A 15,919-nucleotide genomic window follows, 5' to 3' on the forward strand; every position below is an offset into this window, starting at 1 on the left:
CTGATGACACCCGAGGACTCGTCCGACACGCCGACCGCACCGGACGGGCGGCCCGCCCCCGAGGAGCAGCCGGCCCCGGACGAGCAGCCCGGATCGGACGAGCGGACGACGCCGGACGAGCAGCCCGACGCCGCCGAGCAGACGGCCCCGGACGAGCCGACGACGCCGGACGAGCAGCCCGAAGCCGCCGAGCAGACCGCCGCGGACGAGCCGACGACACCGGACGAGCAGCCCGAAGCCGCCGAGCAAACCGCCCCGGACGAGCTGACGACGCCGGACGAGCAGCCCGAACCCGCCGAGCAGACGGCCCCCGACGAGCAGCCCGAACCCGCCGAGCAGACGGCCCCCGACGAGCAGACGACACCGGTCGAGCAAGCGGCCCCGGCAGCGACCATCGCACCGGTCGGGAAGCCCGCCCCGGTCGAGCAGCCGGCACCCGCGAAGCGCCGGTCCCGTCGGCAGCGCGTCCTCGTCGACGCGGGACTGACGCTCGTCTCGGCGATCCTCGCCACCGTGCTCGGCATGCTCGCGCTCCGCGTCGGCGTCGATCAGCTGGGCCTGCGCTGGACCTTCGGCGGTGCCGACCAGGTCCTGCACTACACGATCTTCTCCAGCGCGCGCGACGTGCTGCCGTTCTTCCCGAACGACCGGCTCGGCTTCCCCGAGGCGCAGAACCTCTTCTTCGCCCCGCTGTTCGATCCCTGGTCGGCCGCGTTCGTCGCCCTCGTCGGCCCCTTCACGCCCGACGGCGTCTGGCTGTTCAACCTCTACAGCCTGGCCGGGTTCCCCGCCGCCGGCGCCACCGCGTACCTCTTCTACCGCGCCCTCCGCCTGCGGCGACCGACGTCGCTCGTCCTCGGCGTGCTGACCGCGATCCTCCCGTACCACTTCTTCCAGCTCGCGCTGGGGCACCCGTTCCTGGCCAACTACTGGTCCGTCCCGCTGATCGGCGTCCTGCTGCTCGTCATCGGCGGCGACGCCACCGACCCGCTGCGACGCTGGACCTCCGGGCTCGCGGGTCGGCGCCGCCACGTGCTCCGCGGTCTGCTCGTGCTGGTCCTGGCGGTCGCCGTCGCCTGGACCCAGTCGTACTACTTCGTCTTCGGCGCGATCGTCCTCGGGGCGGCCTGGGCCGTCGCGGTGGTGACCGTGCTCGTGCGCCGGGCTCCGCTGCGGACCCTCGCCTGGCCGACCTTCGCACTCGGCGCCCTCGTCGTCCTGATCGCGGTGCAGCTGCTCGCCCTCTCGAACGACCAGGGCGACCGCTACGAGAAGTACTTCCAGGGCCGCTCGGCGCAGGAGTCGGAGATCTACGGCGGGAAGATCCAGAATCTGCTGCTGCCCGCTCCCTTCAGCGGGTTCGGCCCGCTGGCCGCGCTGGCCCGGGGGTACGAGAAGTCGAGCGAGGTGGTGCCGACGTCGGAGAACCCCGTCACGGCGGTCGTCGTCTCGGTCGCCTTCCTCGTCGTCCTCCTGATCGTCCTCGTGATCCTCTTCAGCGCCGGTCGCCCCGCGCTCGAGCGCCGGTCGCGCCTCGGCGAGCTCGTCGCCGACGCGCGCGTGGGCCTGCTCTCGCAGGCCTTCGTCGTCGGGCTGCTGTTCTTCGTGGTGGCGGGCCTCGGCGCCGTCCTGGCCTATGTCGTCAGCCCGGAGATCCGCGCCTGGTCGCGCTTCTCCATCGTCCTCAGCGTCCTCGCCCTCGGCATCGCGGGGCTCGCGATGGAGGCACTCGCCTCCCGGCTGCGGGTCCTCCTCCCGGTCCTCGCCGTCGTCGCGGTGGTGGGCCTCGTCGACCAGGTCGGCGGTGCCTCGACGGGCATCGACGTCGAGGCCACGAGCGACACCGCGCTCCGCTCCTTCGTCGACGAGAGCGAGGCGGTGCTCCCGTCCGACTGCGGTGTCGTCCAGCTCCCGCTCAAGGACTTCCCCGAGACCGGCGCCATCGGCGACATGGGCGACTACGACGAGGCGCTGCCCTACGTCTACTCCTCGGACGAGGAGGGGCTGCGCTTCAGCTACGGCGCGGTCCGCGGGACCCTCTCGGCGGACGACTGGGACGACGCGACCACGACGCGGGCCTTCGAGCGCGAGTACGACGCCTCCGGTGCCTGCGCGGTCCTCGTCGACACGGCGGCCTACGTCGACGACCCCGACGGCTGGCGCGCCTTCGTCGACGCGGTCGCGGACCCGGACGCTCCGGCCGTCACCAGCACCGACCGGAACGAGCGCTGGCTGCTCTTCCGCTCGTGACCGGCGCTGCGGCAGGACGACCGCGTCCACCGGTCGGCAGCACTCGGCGGACGGCAGTGGTCAGCGCGCGACCGGGAAGACGAGCCAGCGGCCCGAGGAGGACTGCGCCGTCGGCGTGAGCGCGCCGCTCACCTCGACGACGTCGGCCTCCCACGCGCCCTCGCGCCCCACGTACGCGGCGGTGTCGACGGAGACGGCGCACGCGCCGCTCGCCCGCACGGCCGCGGCGAACTCGGCGGGCGTCCCGAGGTCGTCGAAGACCTCGTAGCCCTCGGTGCCGCCGACCGAGCCGTAGCTCCAGACGAGGTCCTCGCCCTCGGTCCGCAGATACGGGAGCGCCGGGTCGTAGTCGCCCATGTTCCCGATCGCCCCGCTGTCGGGGAAGCTCTTGATCGGCAGCTGCACCACGCCGCAGCCGTCCGGCAGGGCCGCATCGGCGTCGGCGACGAGCGCGGAGACCTCGGCGTCGTCGGTCGGCGCGATCGGCACCATCCGCGCGACGCCGGCGAGCTGATCCAGAGCGGCGACGCCGACGATGACGACGGCCGCTGCGATCCGCAGCCCGCGCCGGGTGATCCGGCCGAGGACGATCGCGACCGCGCCCAGCCCGAGCAGCATGATCACGATCGACAGCCGCGACCACGCGCGGATGGTCGGGTCCAGGAACAGCGCGATCGCCATGCCGAAGCCCGCGATGACGAAGAAGGCGAGCGTCCAGAGCGCCGCGATCGCGAGCACCCGCAGCCGCTCGTCCGAGAGGAGCCGGCCGACGGCGGTGAGGCGCAGCGCCCGCCCGCCGACGGCACCGGTGAGCGGCAGCGCCAGGAGCAGCAGGCACAGGCCCGCGATCGCGAGCACGGGCATTCCCGGGGGCTCGGTCGTGACGGCCACGGCGGTGCCCGTGGAGTAGAGGTTGGTCAGCGCGCCGATCTTCGGCAGCTCGGTGCCCTGCCAGGGCAGGAAGAGCGAGAGGAGCTTGCCCGCGAAGATCTCGGACTCCCCCACCCCGCGGCTCTGGAAGTAGGCCGAGGTGCGCTCGCCCCAGTCGCTGCCGAGGACGGCGATCTCGATCCCGACGAACAGCCCGAGGACGGCGAGCGGCAGTCCGCGGCCGAGGACCTCGCGCAGCGGCACCCGGCTGGCGAGCCCGGCGAGCGCGCACAGCGCCCAGACGCCCCCCAGCACGAGCACGCTGAAGACGTAGTAGTAGCCGCTGCTGGAGGCGATCAGCGCGGGCAGGACGACGACGGGCACGGCACCGCGCAGCAGTCGCGAGCGCCGGGACGCCGCCCGGGAGATCCAGGCGCGGAACGGGTCGGTCCGGTCGCCCGCGGCCGCGAGGACGAGGATGCCGAGGAGGGGAATCGACCAGTAGTTCGCGAGGAACGGGTGCCCGTAGCCGACCCGGAGGAAGTGGTAGGGCGCGAGGCTGAAGACGGCGGCCAGGAGCGCCGACGCCCACACCGGGGAGCGCAGGCACCGGAAGAACGCGTAGCCGGTCAGCGCGGCCGAGGCGAAGGTCAGCAGGGTGAACACGTTGAGCAGCAGCAGCCCGTCGCGGATCACCAGGCTCAGGGCGCCCGCCGTCACCGCGGAGGCGACGTCGAACTGCGCCGTGAAGAAGGCGTTGAAGCCGTCCGGGAAGCCCAGGGCCCCGTTCTCGAGGAAGGGGAACGCCTGCGTCGCGCTGCGGAAGAGCAGGTAGTGCAGCGTCTGATCGCCGCCGCCCACCTGCCAGCGCTGCGTCATCGCCGCCGGCGTCACGCCCAGCGCGATCACGGCGGCGAGGACGCTCCCGCCGGCGGCGGCGAGCGCCGCGCCGAGCTCGACGACCAGGCGCCTGCGCGTCGCTCCGCCGCCGCCCCGCGCCTCGGGAGCGGACCGCACCGGTCGCTCAGAGACCACGCTCGGCCTCCGCCGCCTCGATGCCGTTCCGGACGATCGTGTTCAGGACGGTCTCCCCCTCGGTCCCGGCGTAGTCGTAGACGTCGAAGGTCGGGCACGCGGTCACCGCGGCGGGCTCGCCGAGCGTGCCGAGCGCGAGGGCCGACCAGTCCGGATCCCGGTCGGCGAGCACGTAGCTGAAGGTCTTCGACCGGTACTCGGCCGCGTTGTTCATCCAGAGCTGCGGCGTGAAGTCGAAGTCGACCTGCTGCACGTCGACGGACGGATCGGCGTAGAGCGCCAGCGGCCGGGTGGTCCAGAACGAGCCGACCCCCGAGAGATCGCGACCGTCGAGCCACTGCTCGAGGCAGGCGCGCTCCGGGGTCGAGCCGGCCTGCGCAGCGGCGGCGCGGATCGGGCCCGCCGCGAGGACGGCGCCCACCGCGGCGACGAGCACGACCAGGGCGGCCGCGGCGGCGAGCACCGGCCGCGGCGGACGCAGCCGGCGCAGCAGGCCGGCCCCCGGCAGACCGGGCGGCACCCAGTCCTGGAGGGCGGGGAGCACCATGAGGGCGGGGAAGACCGCGAGCGGCAGCAGATACCGGCTGACCAGGCTGCCGGTCACGATCTGCCCGAGGACGAGCGAGGCGGAGGCGACCAGCACGAAGGTCGCGAGGACCACGCTCGAGTCGGCCACCGACCAGGGCGTCTCGGGCCGCACCTGGGTCGCGACCGCGACCACGAGGGTGAGCACCGCCACGAGCAGGAGCAGGACGACGACGAGGATCTCGACCTTGCCGAGCCGGGTGGAGCCGACGTCGCGCACCTGCAGCAGGAACCCGTCGACCGCGGCGCCCGCGCGCTCGAGGTGGAGGTAGGTGGCCGCGTCGACGGCGATGAAGCGCGCGAAGGCGCCCCGCACCGCGTAGCCGATCCCGGCGGCGGCGACGAGCACGGCGGAGATCAGCAGGGCCCGCCGCCACGCCATCCGCCGGAGGACGACGACGGCCAGCAGCGAGACCACGGCCGGCGCGGTGAACTGCAGGGCGAACAGCGGATTGGCGAGCGTCGTCGCCGCCGAGACGACCGCCGCCCCGATCAGCGCGAGTGCCGTGCGCCGGGCGCTCGGCAGGCGGGCCGGGTCGAAGCCGCCGCTCGCCTCGGCCGTGAGCGCCAGGGTCAGGACCGCGGAGAGCGCGACTCCCGAGTAGTAGGTCGTCAGGAGGATCCCGCTCGCGAACGCGCCGGCGTTGATGAGACCGCGTCCCTCCGTCGCCGCGAGCAGGAGCACGACGGCGGTGGCCGCGACGGCCGCGCCGATCCGCCAGGCCCGCGGACGCCCGGCGAGCACGCGCTCCGCCAGCCAGCGGACCGAGAGGTGCAGGACGGCGACGTTGACGAAGGCGTTGACGAGGAGCGCGCCGACCGCCGAGCCGCCGGCCAGCGCCAGGCTGAGCAGGTAGAGCGGGAGCTCCGGGAAGATCAGGAGCTGGCTCGTCATCACCCACTCGAACGGCTCGCCCTCGGCGACCGAGCGCACGAGGAGCGGGAGCGCGAGCGAGTCGCCGTCCGAGAGCAGGTACTCCCACCACGGCGTCGACGAGAGCCGGCCCAGCACGAGCGCGGTGCCCGCGAGGACGAGGAGCAGGCCCGACGCCTCGAGGAGGACCGCCCGGCGGCGGGAGAGAGCGGGGAGGACCGCCGTCATCGCGACCCGTCCCGGCCGAGGCGGATCCGCAGGACGAGGAGGAGGCTCCGCAGGAGCGTGTTGCCGGGGATCTTCGAGGTGCCCTCCGTGCGGTCGAGGAAGACGATCGGGATCTCGCGCACCCGCCGCGCCGCGCCGAGGGCGCGGTGCTTCAGCGCGATCTGGAAGCCGTAGCCCGTGGCGTCGACGGTCTCGAAGTGGATGCGCTCGAGCAGCGCGCGGCTGAAGAGGTTGAACCCGCCGGTCCAGTCGGTGAGGCGCGAGCCGAGGACGGCCCGCGTGTAGACGTTGCCGCCGCGGCTGAGGATCTTGCGGTCGAGCGTCCAGTCCGGAGTGCCGCCGCCCGGGATGTAGCGGGACGCGACGACGAGGTCGGCGCCGGCGCGGACCTCGCGGAGGAAGTCGGCGAGGTACTTCGGGTCGTGCGAGAGGTCCGCGTCCATCTGCAGGACGCAGTCCGGAGCGTCGTCGGCCTCGAGGATCCGCTCGAACGCCCAGAGGTAGGCCGCGCCGAGCCCCTCCTTCGTCGCCCGCTCCAGCACCTGCACCGAGAACGAGGGCGTCCGCAGCTCCTCCCCCAGGGCGCGCGCCTTCTCGGCGGTCCCGTCCGGCGACGAGTCGTCCACGACGACCGAGCGGACGACCACGTCGGACTCGCGGGCCACGGCGGCGGCGAGGCGGCGCAGCAGCTCGCCGATGTTGTCCGCTTCGTTGTACGTGGGGGTGACGATGGTGAGCGAGAGCATCTGGTTCCGATTCGGGCGGGGACGTGGACGGTCCGCCGGGGCGGAGGCGGTGGAACAGTATCAGCGTGCACCATGCCGTCCTGTGTGAGAGGAAGCGGGACGTCGCGTCGCGGTTCTCAGGTTCAGTTCTCCGGATGGAGGGCTCCAGTACAGATCGGCCGCGTACTGTCGCCCCATCGCTCCCGCCCGGGCAGCGAGTACCCCGGGGGAGCATCGTGTCGCGTCGGTTCGGATGGTCCCGTCGGCTGGAATCGCAGAAGCTGCGGTTCCTCGTCGCCGGCTCGCTGAACACGGCGCTCGACTTCCTGATCCTCAATGCGCTCGCCCTGCTCGTCGGCCTGCCCACCCTGGTCGCGAACGTCGCCTCCGTCACGGTGGGCATCTCGATCTCCTACCTCCTCAACCACTTCTTCGTCTTCCGGCACCCCGAGCGGCCGACGGTGCGCACCTTCGCGCAGTTCTTCCTGGTCACCGGCTTCAGCTCGCTCGTGCTCCAGTCGCTGATCATCTACGGCTTCGAGGTGTTCTTCGACACCCGGTTCGGCACCTCGCTCCTCTTCCTCCCCAGCGCGGGCGAGAAGGCGTTCCTCGCCATCAACGCCGCGAAGGCCGTCGCCGTGATGGTGGGTCTCGTCTGGAACTTCTGCCTCTACAAGTTCGTCGTCTTCCGCGCCCCGTCGGCGGCGATCGCCCCCGAGCTCGACGAGGTCGTCGACGAGGTGGAGACCGCCGCACGCTGAGCGCCGGAGCCCCGCTCGGGCCCCGTGCTAGCCTCGTCAGGTTCTTCCGACGGCGCCCCCTGCCCGTCGACGCCGCTCCCCCGGAGGCTCTCATCGCCCGCTCGACGTTGCCCATCGCGGTCGTCGTCGTCACCCACTTCTCGGGTGAGGTCCTCCGCGCCTGCCTCGAGTCGATCCCCGAGGCGACCGAGCACGACGTGCGCGTCGTGGTCGTCGACAACGCGACGACCGACGACTCGGTCCGCCGCGTCGTCGAGCGGATCCCCGAGGTCGTGTTCCACGAGACCGGTCAGAACCTCGGCTACGGCCGGGCGATCAACTACGCCGTCGACCGCCTCGGCCCGGAGATCGAGTGGATCCTGGTGACGAACCCGGACACGGTCTTCCTGCCCGGCTCGATCGACGCGCTCTACGCGGCCGCTGTCGCCGACCCGGCGATCGGCTCGATCGGCCCCCGCATCCTCGACTCGGACGGCACGATCTACCCCTCGGCCCGCGCGCTGCCCTCGCTCGGCACGGGCGTCGGCCACGCGCTGCTCGCGCACGTCTGGCCGGGCAACCCGTGGTCGCGCCGGTACCGCCGCTCGCGCGCGGTCGAGACGATGCAGCACGGCAGCATGACGGCCGGCTGGCTGTCGGGCGCCTGCGTGATGGTGCGGCGCACCGCGTTCGAGCAGATCGGCGGCTTCGACGAGCGCTACTTCATGTACTTCGAGGACGTGCAGCTCGGCGACTCGCTCGGTCAGCGCGGCTGGACGAACGTCTACCTCGCCGACGCGGTGGTCTCCCACCTCGGCGGGCACTCGACGCGACTGGCGTCGGCGCAGATGCTCGCGGTGCACCACCGCAGCGCCTACCTCTACCTCGCGCAGAAGTACGACGCCTGGTACCAGGCCCCGGTCCGCGCGGCGGTCCGCCTGGGCCTCGGCGTCCGCGTCGCGCTGATGCGCCTGCGCCCCAGCCGCTGACCTCCGGGTCTCGCTGCGCCCGCTCCGCGGGCTAGTCGATCAGCAGGAGCGCGCAGCGCCTGCACCGCGCGGGATCTCGATACGCCCGCTCCGCGGGCTACTCGATCAGCATGGGTGCGGCGGGACCACATGCCGGTCGAGCAGCACCAGGGGGGGCGCCGCCTGCTGGTCGAGCAGCACCAGGGGTGTCCATGCTGGTCGAGCAGCCGCGCAGCGGCGTATCGAGACCAGCTCGCCGCGGCGTCAGCGCCCGAGCTCGAGCAGGCGCTTCAGGTACGCGCCGTAGCCGCTCTTCACCAGCGGCGCCGCGAGTGCGGCGAGCGCGTCGTCGTCGATCCAGCCGTTCCGCCAGGCGATCTCCTCGATGCAGCCGATCTTGAAGCCCTGGCGCTGCTCGATCACGCGCACGAACTCCGTCGCCTCGATCATCGAGTCGAAGGTCCCGGTGTCGAGCCACGCGGTGCCGCGGTCGAGGACCTGCACGTTGAGGCTGCCGGCCTCGAGGTAGCGCTCGTTCACCGTCGAGATCTCGAGCTCGCCGCGGGCGGAGGGCTCGATCGTCTTCGCGATGCCGACGACCGAGTTGTCGTAGAAGTACAGACCGGGCACCGCGTAGTTGCTCTTGGGCCGCTCCGGCTTCTCCTCGATGGAGAGCGCGTGGAACGCGTCGTCGAACTCCACGACGCCGTAGGCGCGCGGATCCGCCACCTGGTAGGCGAAGATCACCGCTCCCTCGATGTCGGTGTTCGCGGCGAGGGCCGTTCCGAGCGCGGTGCCGTGGAAGATGTTGTCGCCGAGCACCAGCGCGACGGAGTCGTCGCCGATGAAGTCCTCGCCGATGAGGAACGCCTGCGCCAGGCCGTCGGGCGACTCCTGCACCGCGTAGGACAGGCGCATCCCGAGGCTCGTGCCGTCGCCGAGCAGCGCGCGGAACTGGTCGTTGTACTCCGGGGTCGTGATGATGAGGACCTCGTCGATCCCGGCCATCATCAGCGTCGACAGCGGGTAGTAGACCATCGGCTTGTCGTAGATCGGCATCAGCTGCTTCGAGATGCCCTTGGTGATCGGCCAGAGCCGCGAGCCGGACCCGCCGGCCAGGATGATGCCCTTCACGAGTGCGCTCCGTCCAGCTCGGCGTAGAGCGCCTTCGCCTCGTCCCAGGTGGGCAGGATGCCCAGCTCCAGGGCCTCCGCCAGCGTCGGCGCATCGGTGTCCTTCGGCGAGAGCAGCGGCTCGCCCGCCTCGTCGGGGAAGCGCAGGCCGATCTGCTCGTCGAGCGGGTCGATGCCCTTCTCGCGGACCGGGTCGTAGGTGGAGGAGACGAGGTAGGAGACCACGGCGCCCTCCGTCAGCGCGACGAACGCGTGCGCGAGCCCCTCCGCGAGGTAGACCGAGCGGCGGTCCACGTCGTCGAGCAGGACCGAGTCCCACGTGCCGAAGGACGGCGAGCCGACGCGGACGTCGATGATGTAGTCGAGCACCGCGCCGGAGAAGCAGGAGACGTACTTGGCCTGCGACGGCGGGATCTGCGCGAAGTGGATGCCGCGGACCGTGCCGCGCTTGGAGACGGAGGTGTTGCCCTGCTGCAGCGACAGCGGGTGCCCCACCTTCTCCGCGAGGCGGTCGAAGCGGTAGAACTCGTAGAACACCCCCCGGTCGTCGGGGAACTGGCGCGGCGTCACCTCGTAGGCGTCGGGGATCTCGAGCTCTCTGATCTGCACGGTCACGAGTGTACTGAGCGCTCGGAGGCCTGCTGAGCCGCCGGTGCGCCGGAGTCCGGGCGTCGGGGGCCTCCGGCATGATGATCGGGTGACCTTCCTCCTCACGGGCGCCTCCGGCATGCTCGGCACCGACCTCCGCTCCTCCCTCGGCGATCGCGCCGTCACGGCGCTCGGCCGCGCCGACCTCGACGTGACCGATCTCGACGCCGTCCGCGCGGCCGTCGCCGGCCACGACGCGGTGCTCAACTGCGCCGCGTACACGCGCGTCGACGACGCAGAGGGCGACGAGGAGGCGGCCCGGCGCGTCAATGCGCTCGGCGCGCAGAACCTCGCGATCGCCACCGCCGAGATCGGCGCCGCGATCGTCCAGGTCTCGACCGACTACGTCTTCGACGGCTCGGCGACGAGCCCCTACGCCGAGTCGCACCCCCGCCGGCCGATCTCCGCCTACGGCCGGACGAAGGCGGAGGGTGAGGAGCTCGTCCTCGCTGCGAACCCCGGACGGGGCTACGTCGTCCGCACCGCCTGGCTCTACGGGGCGCACGGCGGCAACTTCGCGAAGACCATGGTCCGCCTCGCCGCGGCCCACCCCACCCTCACCGTCGTGGACGACCAGCGCGGCCAGCCGACCTGGACCGGCGACCTCGCCGACCGCCTGGTCGAGCTCGTCGACTCCGGCGCCCCGGCCGGCGTCTACCACGGCACCAACGCCGGCGAGACGACCTGGTTCGGCTTCGCGCGCGCCGTCTTCGAGAAGGCCGGGCTCGACCCGGAGCGGATCCGCCCGACCGACAGCGGCAGCTTCGTCCGCCCGGCTCCGCGGCCGGCCTACTCCGTGCTCGGCCACGACGCCTGGGCCGCCGCCGGCCTCGCGCCGATGCGCTCCTGGCAGGACGCGCTGGCCGCCGCCCCGCTCGAGGCGGTCACGCCGTGACGACGACGCTCCGGGTGGTCGTCGACCAGATGCTCGCCCGCGTCCCCGGCGGCATCGGCCGCTACACCGAGGAGCTCACCCGCGAGCTCATCCGCACCGCCCCGCGCGACTGCGACGTCGAGGCCGTCTTCTCGGCGCACCCGCCGGAGAAGGAGGAGGAGCTGCGGCTGCGCCTGCCCGGTCTGGCCGGTCTGCACCGGCTGCACCTCGGCCGCCGCGAGCTCTCGCGCGCCTGGCAGTACGGCATCGCGATCCCCTCGGGCGGCGGCATGATGCACGCCCCGAGCCTCTTCGCCCCGCTGCGCAGCCACGACGGCCGCGAGGGCGAGCAGATCGCCGTCACGATCCACGACACGGTGCCGTGGACGCACCCCGAGACCCTCACCCCGCACGGCGCCAAGTGGCACCGGGCGATGGCGAAGCGCGCGCAGAAGTTCGCGGACGCGGTCGTCGTGCCGACCCACGCGGTCGCCCAGCAGCTCTCGCAGGTCCTCGACTTCGGCGACCGGATCCGCGTCATCGGCGGGGCGGTCGGCTCGGGCCTCGTGCTGCCCGACGACGCGGACGAGCGCGCGGCGGCCCTCGGGCTGCCGGACGAGTACGTCCTCAGCGTGGGAACGCTGGAGCCGCGGAAGGGCCTGGTCTCGCTGATCGCCGCCTTCGGCGAGGCCTCGGCACCGCAGGTGCCGCTCCTGATCGTCGGGCCGACCGGCTGGGGTGAGCTCGACATCGCCTCCGTCGCGGACGAGCAGGGCCTCGGCGAGGACCGCGTGCGCGCACTGGGCGTCCTCAGCGACGGCGATCTCGCGCTGGTGCTCAGCCGGGCGACCCTCTTCGTCTACCCGAGCATCGCCGAGGGCTTCGGCCTGCCGGTCCTCGAGGCGATGCACTTCGGGGTGCCGGTCGTGCACTCGGACGACCCGGCGCTGCTCGAGGTCGCGGCCGACGCGGGCGTGGCCGTCGAGCGCGGTGACGCGAAGCACTACCCGGAGCGGCTCGCCCTCGCGATGAGCAGCGTGCTCTCGGACACCGCGCTGCGCGAGCGCCTGTCGGTCGCCGGCCGCGACCGCTCCCGCGCCTACAGCTGGCGCGACTCCGCCGAGCGCGTCTGGGCCCTGCACGCCGACCTCTGAGCCTCGGCAGGCGGGATCTCGATACGCCCGCTGCGCGGGCTACTCGATCAGCATGAGTCCCGCGAGCATGCTGGTCGAGTAGCCCCGCAGGGGCGTATCGAGACCGACGCGCGTGGATCTCGATGCGCCCGCTGCGCGGGCTGATCGATCAGCATGCCGCGCCGGCTACTGGGCGGTGTCGTCCGGGAAGAGGCCGTCGTGGACGAGGGAGCGGACGACGTCGTAGTCCGGGTCGCGGTCGACGTCGACCGTCGGCGGGATCAGCTCGACGGTGCCGACCGGCTGCGACTTCGTCTTCAGACCCAGCTGCACGAAGTAGCCGAGCATGCCCTGCGGCACGTCGGTCTTGATGACCTGCGACCCCGCCGCGGCGACGTCCTGGAACTTCGACAGCACGTTCGCCGGCTCGAACTGCTCGAGGAGCGCCGTCTGCACCTGGCGCTGGCGCGCCATCCGGTCGTAGTCGCTCGTCGTGTAGCGCGAGCGGGCGTAGGCGAGCGCCTGCTCGCCGTTGAAGTGCCAGGGCCCGGGATCGATCCACTGGTTGACGCCCTGCATCACGCCGTCGGAGTCCGGCAGGCCGCCGAGCGGGAGCGGCTCGGTGCCCTGGTAGTCGATGTCGATGCCGCCGAGCGAGTCGATCAGCTGGGCGAAGCCCTCCATGTCGATCAGCGCGTAGTACTGGATCGGCAGGCCGAGCATGCCCTCGACCGCGTCGCGGGTCGCCTCGATGCCGGGCTCGCTGCCCTCGGCGACCGCGTCCGGGTAGAGCTCGGGGTGCTTCAGCTCGACCTCGGTGTAGATCGAGTTGAGCTTGCAGACGTCGACCGCGCAGTTGGTCGTCGTGTAGCCGTCGGGGTAGAGCTCGTGCATCGGGCTGTCCTCGGGGAACGGGATGTTCACGAACTCCCGCGAGACGCCGATCGTGGTCGCGGCACCGGTCGACGCGTCGATGCTGACCACCGAGATGCTGTCCGGGCGCAGGCCGTCGCGGTCCTCGCCGGCGTCGCCGCCCAGCAGCATGATGTTGTAGCGGCCGTCGATCGGCTGCTCCATCGCGCCGCCGCCGAAGATCGAGGACAGCGTGCCGCGGGTGATCCCGATGAGGTAGGTCCCGTAGGCGGTGGAGCCGACCGAGACCGCCATCAGCGCGATCGTCGCGAAGGCGAGCACGGCCCGCATCCGCGGTCGCGCCCGCACCAGCCGGATGAGCCGGAGCGTGTCGAGGGTGAGCACCAGCCAGACCACGCCGTAGACGACCAGCGCCGCCTGCAGGGCGAGCATCGAGAGGTCGAACGTCGCGAGCGTGTAGAGCCCGGTCGGGAAGACGAAGTAGAGGATCACGGCGACCAGCAGCGCGATCCAGAGCCCGAGGGTGAACCCGAGACCGAGACGGCCGAGGCGGCGGTTGCCCGCGAGCACCTGCGCCGAGCCGGGCACGAGCAGGTTGCCGATCAGCAGCCACCAGGCACGGCGGGTCATGAACGTGCTCGAGCGCACGTCCGGGTGCCGCAGCGGCAGCGTCATCGCCGTCACAGGCCGGCCACCAGCGCCGCGTTCTTGGCGGCGACCTGCGCCTCGAGATCGGCGGCGAAGGCGTCGAGGCGCTCGGACAGCGCGTCGTCGCCGATGGCCAGCATCTTCACCGCGAGCAGTCCCGCGTTGCGGGCGCCGCCGATGGAGACGGTCGCGACGGGGACGCCGGCCGGCATCTGCACGATCGAGAGCAGGGAGTCGAGGCCGTCGAGGCGCGCGAGGGGCACCGGCACGCCGACGACGGGGAGGGAGGTGACCGCGGCCAGCATCCCGGGCAGGTGAGCGGCTCCGCCGGCACCGGCGATCACGACGCGCAGGCCCCTGGCCCGGGCTCCGCGGCCGTAGTCGATCATCGCCTGCGGGGTGCGGTGGGCCGACACCACGCGGACCTCGTGGGCCACGCCGAACTCGGCGAGGGTCGTCGAGGCGGCCTGCATCACCGACCAGTCGGAGTCCGAGCCCATCACGACGCCGACGAGCGGGGACGGCCCGTTCACGAGCGCGTCGGCGCTCACAGGGCGGTTCCGGCGGGGGCGGCGGGGGTCGTGTGGCGGGTCACGGCCACCATGGTACGTGTCAGTCCGTGAGAACGGCGGCCGCGGCACGCGCCTCGTAGACCACGAGCTCGAGCTCGTCGCCGACCGCGTTCACGTGCCCGACCTTGCGGCCCGGGCGAGGCTCCTTGCCGTAGTTGTGCACCTTCACCGCGGGGTGCTCGGCGAGGACGCGCGGGTAGCGGTCGGTCAGCGACTCCCCCACCGGACCGCCCAGGACGTTCACCATCACGGTCCACGGGTCGCGGCAGCCGGTCGCACCGAGGGGCAGATCGAGCACCGCGCGCAGGTGCTGCTCGAACTGCGAGGTGGTGGAGCCGTCCATCGTCCAGTGCCCGCTGTTGTGCGGGCGCATCGCCAGCTCGTTGACCAGCAGGCGGTCGTCCGTCGTCTCGAACAGCTCGACGGCGAGCACGCCGGTGACGCCGAGGCTCTCGGCGATCGTCTCGGCGATGTCGGCGGCCGCGTCCGCGAGGCGGCCCGCGGAGGCGGGGGCGGGGGCGAGCACCTCGGCGCAGACCCCGTCGCGCTGGATCGACTCGACCAGCGGCCAGAGCATGCTCCGCCCCGAGGGGCGGCGGGCCACGAGCTGCGCCAGCTCGCGCCGGAAGCCGACCAGCTCCTCGACGAGCAGCGCGCCGCCGCGGCCGTCCTCGGCGAGCGCCGCGAACCAGTCGTCGGCCTCGTGCGCACCGCGGACGACGCGGACGCCCTTGCCGTCGTAGCCGCCGCGCGCGGTCTTGACCACCGCGCGGCCGCCGTGATCGTCGAGGAACGCGGCGAGCTCCTCGGCGGAGGAGACCGCGGCCCACTCGGGCACGGGCACGCCGAGCTCGGTGAGGCGCCGGCGCATCATCAGCTTGTCCTGCGCGTAGAGCAGCGCGTCGGGGCCCGGGTGCACGGGCACGCCCTCCGCGACGAGCCGGCGCAGGATCGCCTGGGGCACGTGCTCGTGGTCGAAGGTGACGACGTCGACCGTGCGGGCGAACCCGAGCACCGTCTCCTCGTCGCGGTAGTCGCCGACGCGGGTCGCGGCGAGCGACGCCGAGGCGCCCTCGCTCTCGGCCAGCACCGCGATCTCGACGCCGAGCTCGACCGCCGCGGGGATCATCATCCGGGCGAGCTGGCCGCCACCGATCACACCGACGCGCATGGCGATCCTCCTGGTTCCGCCCGCAGGCGCGGGGCGGCTCCATGGTACCGAGGGGCGCGGACGGGGCGGGGCCGCGTCGCGCGGACGGGGCGCCTCGGCGGGATGCGCGCTCAGAGCGGCTCGGGCGCGGGCCACTCCGGCAGCGGCGCCGCCGCGATCGCGTCGCGCAGGAGGTCGGCGACGAGGTCCGGGTCCTCGACGTCGCGGAGCACGAACAGCTCCGCGCCGTCCTGCGCGATCCGCACATCGCCGCAGCGGGCGATGCGCTGGCCGAGACTGCGCGAGACGGCGACCGTCATCCGCCGGTCGAAGTCGAGGTCCGCGCGGCGCACCGACAGGACCCCGCGACGGGCGTGCAGCCCGCGCCGCGTGATCCGGTAGCGGATGCTGGCCCAGGCCGCGATGCCGGGCACGCAGAGCAGGAGCACGAGCACCGCGGTGCCGAGGGCGATGATCCAGCGCTGCAGCTCCAGCTCGAACTGCGCCGCGAAGTAGAAGCCCGCCCAGGTGAGCAGGAGGAAGCCGGCCACCGGGGCGACGGCGCGGCGGGCGCGCGGCGTGAGCCGGGCGAGCTCGCGGTCCTCCACTACTG

General features: G+C 72.9%; 14 protein-coding genes. 5 read left to right on the top strand and 9 right to left on the bottom strand.

Features of this window, described 5'->3' with window-relative positions; genetic code table 11:
- Window positions 1–3: 3 nt before the first annotated feature.
- A complete protein-coding gene (locus tag HQQ82_RS04935) occupies window positions 4–2,250 on the top strand; it encodes a hypothetical protein (RefSeq protein WP_173231910.1) in 2,247 nt (748 codons plus the stop codon).
- A gap of 60 nt (window positions 2,251–2,310) precedes the next feature.
- Here HQQ82_RS04935 and HQQ82_RS04940 read toward each other — a convergent pair whose 3' ends face one another.
- The 3 genes from HQQ82_RS04940 to HQQ82_RS04950 are packed head-to-tail and all read right to left on the bottom strand — an operon-like array spanning window position 2,311 to window position 6,588.
- On the bottom strand, window positions 2,311–4,155 hold the full coding sequence (locus HQQ82_RS04940) for a hypothetical protein (RefSeq protein ID WP_173231911.1): 1,845 nt from the start codon (window positions 4,153–4,155) through the stop codon (window positions 2,311–2,313).
- Window positions 4,145–5,842 carry a hypothetical protein gene (locus tag HQQ82_RS04945; protein ID WP_173231912.1) on the bottom strand — a complete coding sequence of 566 codons (1,698 nt, stop codon included), beginning with the start codon at window positions 5,840–5,842 and terminating at the stop codon, window positions 4,145–4,147. Before HQQ82_RS04945 ends, HQQ82_RS04940 begins: the two co-directional genes overlap by 11 nt.
- Complete coding sequence (locus tag HQQ82_RS04950) at window positions 5,839–6,588, bottom strand: polyprenol monophosphomannose synthase (protein WP_173231913.1); 750 nt, start codon at window positions 6,586–6,588, stop codon at window positions 5,839–5,841. Before HQQ82_RS04950 ends, HQQ82_RS04945 begins: the two co-directional genes overlap by 4 nt.
- A 215-nt stretch (window positions 6,589–6,803) precedes the next feature.
- Between HQQ82_RS04950 and HQQ82_RS04955 the strand changes: the two genes are divergently transcribed.
- Together HQQ82_RS04955 and HQQ82_RS04960 are read left to right on the top strand one after the other, a co-directional pair.
- Window positions 6,804–7,328 (top strand): GtrA family protein, encoded by a 525-nt coding sequence (locus HQQ82_RS04955; RefSeq protein WP_367947818.1) that lies wholly within the window; start codon window positions 6,804–6,806, stop codon window positions 7,326–7,328.
- Between the two features lie 107 nt (window positions 7,329–7,435).
- Complete coding sequence (locus tag HQQ82_RS04960; RefSeq protein WP_216848196.1) at window positions 7,436–8,296, top strand: glycosyltransferase family 2 protein; 861 nt, start codon at window positions 7,436–7,438, stop codon at window positions 8,294–8,296.
- Between the two features lie 243 nt (window positions 8,297–8,539).
- Here the strand turns inward: HQQ82_RS04960 and rfbA are convergent, their stop codons facing one another.
- Together rfbA and HQQ82_RS04970 are read right to left on the bottom strand one after the other, a co-directional pair.
- Entirely contained in the window at window positions 8,540–9,409 is an 870-nt protein-coding gene (gene rfbA / locus HQQ82_RS04965; protein WP_173231915.1) for a glucose-1-phosphate thymidylyltransferase RfbA, read from the bottom strand.
- Window positions 9,406–10,017, bottom strand: a complete 612-nt coding sequence (locus HQQ82_RS04970; protein ID WP_173231916.1) for a dTDP-4-dehydrorhamnose 3,5-epimerase family protein — start codon at window positions 10,015–10,017, stop codon at window positions 9,406–9,408. Before HQQ82_RS04970 ends, rfbA begins: the two co-directional genes overlap by 4 nt.
- Window positions 10,018–10,105: 88 nt before the next feature.
- On the opposite strand from HQQ82_RS04970, the gene rfbD reads away from it, so the two are divergent.
- Window positions 10,106–10,951 (top strand): dTDP-4-dehydrorhamnose reductase, encoded by an 846-nt coding sequence (rfbD, locus tag HQQ82_RS04975; RefSeq protein ID WP_173231917.1) that lies wholly within the window; start codon window positions 10,106–10,108, stop codon window positions 10,949–10,951.
- A complete protein-coding gene (locus tag HQQ82_RS04980; protein ID WP_367947819.1) occupies window positions 10,948–12,084 on the top strand; it encodes a glycosyltransferase family 4 protein in 1,137 nt (378 codons plus the stop codon). The genes rfbD and HQQ82_RS04980 overlap by 4 nt, the downstream gene beginning before the upstream one ends.
- 165 nt (window positions 12,085–12,249) lie before the next feature.
- Here HQQ82_RS04980 and HQQ82_RS04985 read toward each other — a convergent pair whose 3' ends face one another.
- From HQQ82_RS04985 to HQQ82_RS19810, 4 genes are all read right to left on the bottom strand, one after another.
- A complete protein-coding gene (locus tag HQQ82_RS04985; protein ID WP_173231918.1) occupies window positions 12,250–13,611 on the bottom strand; it encodes an LCP family protein in 1,362 nt (453 codons plus the stop codon).
- Window positions 13,612–13,616: 5 nt separating this feature from the next.
- Window positions 13,617–14,084: a 5-(carboxyamino)imidazole ribonucleotide mutase gene (purE, locus tag HQQ82_RS04990; protein WP_173232343.1), complete on the bottom strand. Its 468-nt coding sequence runs from the start codon at window positions 14,082–14,084 to the stop codon at window positions 13,617–13,619.
- Window positions 14,085–14,196: 112 nt separating this feature from the next.
- Window positions 14,197–15,327, bottom strand: coding sequence for a 5-(carboxyamino)imidazole ribonucleotide synthase (locus HQQ82_RS04995; protein ID WP_173231919.1), 1,131 nt, complete (start codon window positions 15,325–15,327; stop codon window positions 14,197–14,199).
- A 110-nt stretch (window positions 15,328–15,437) separates the two neighbouring features.
- On the bottom strand, window positions 15,438–15,914 hold the full coding sequence (locus tag HQQ82_RS19810) for a PH domain-containing protein (protein WP_173231920.1): 477 nt from the start codon (window positions 15,912–15,914) through the stop codon (window positions 15,438–15,440).
- Window positions 15,915–15,919 lie beyond the last annotated feature (5 nt).

Origin of the sequence: Rathayibacter sp. VKM Ac-2856, assembly GCF_013205055.1 — a bacterium.
Taxonomy (GTDB): domain Bacteria; phylum Actinomycetota; class Actinomycetes; order Actinomycetales; family Microbacteriaceae; genus Rathayibacter.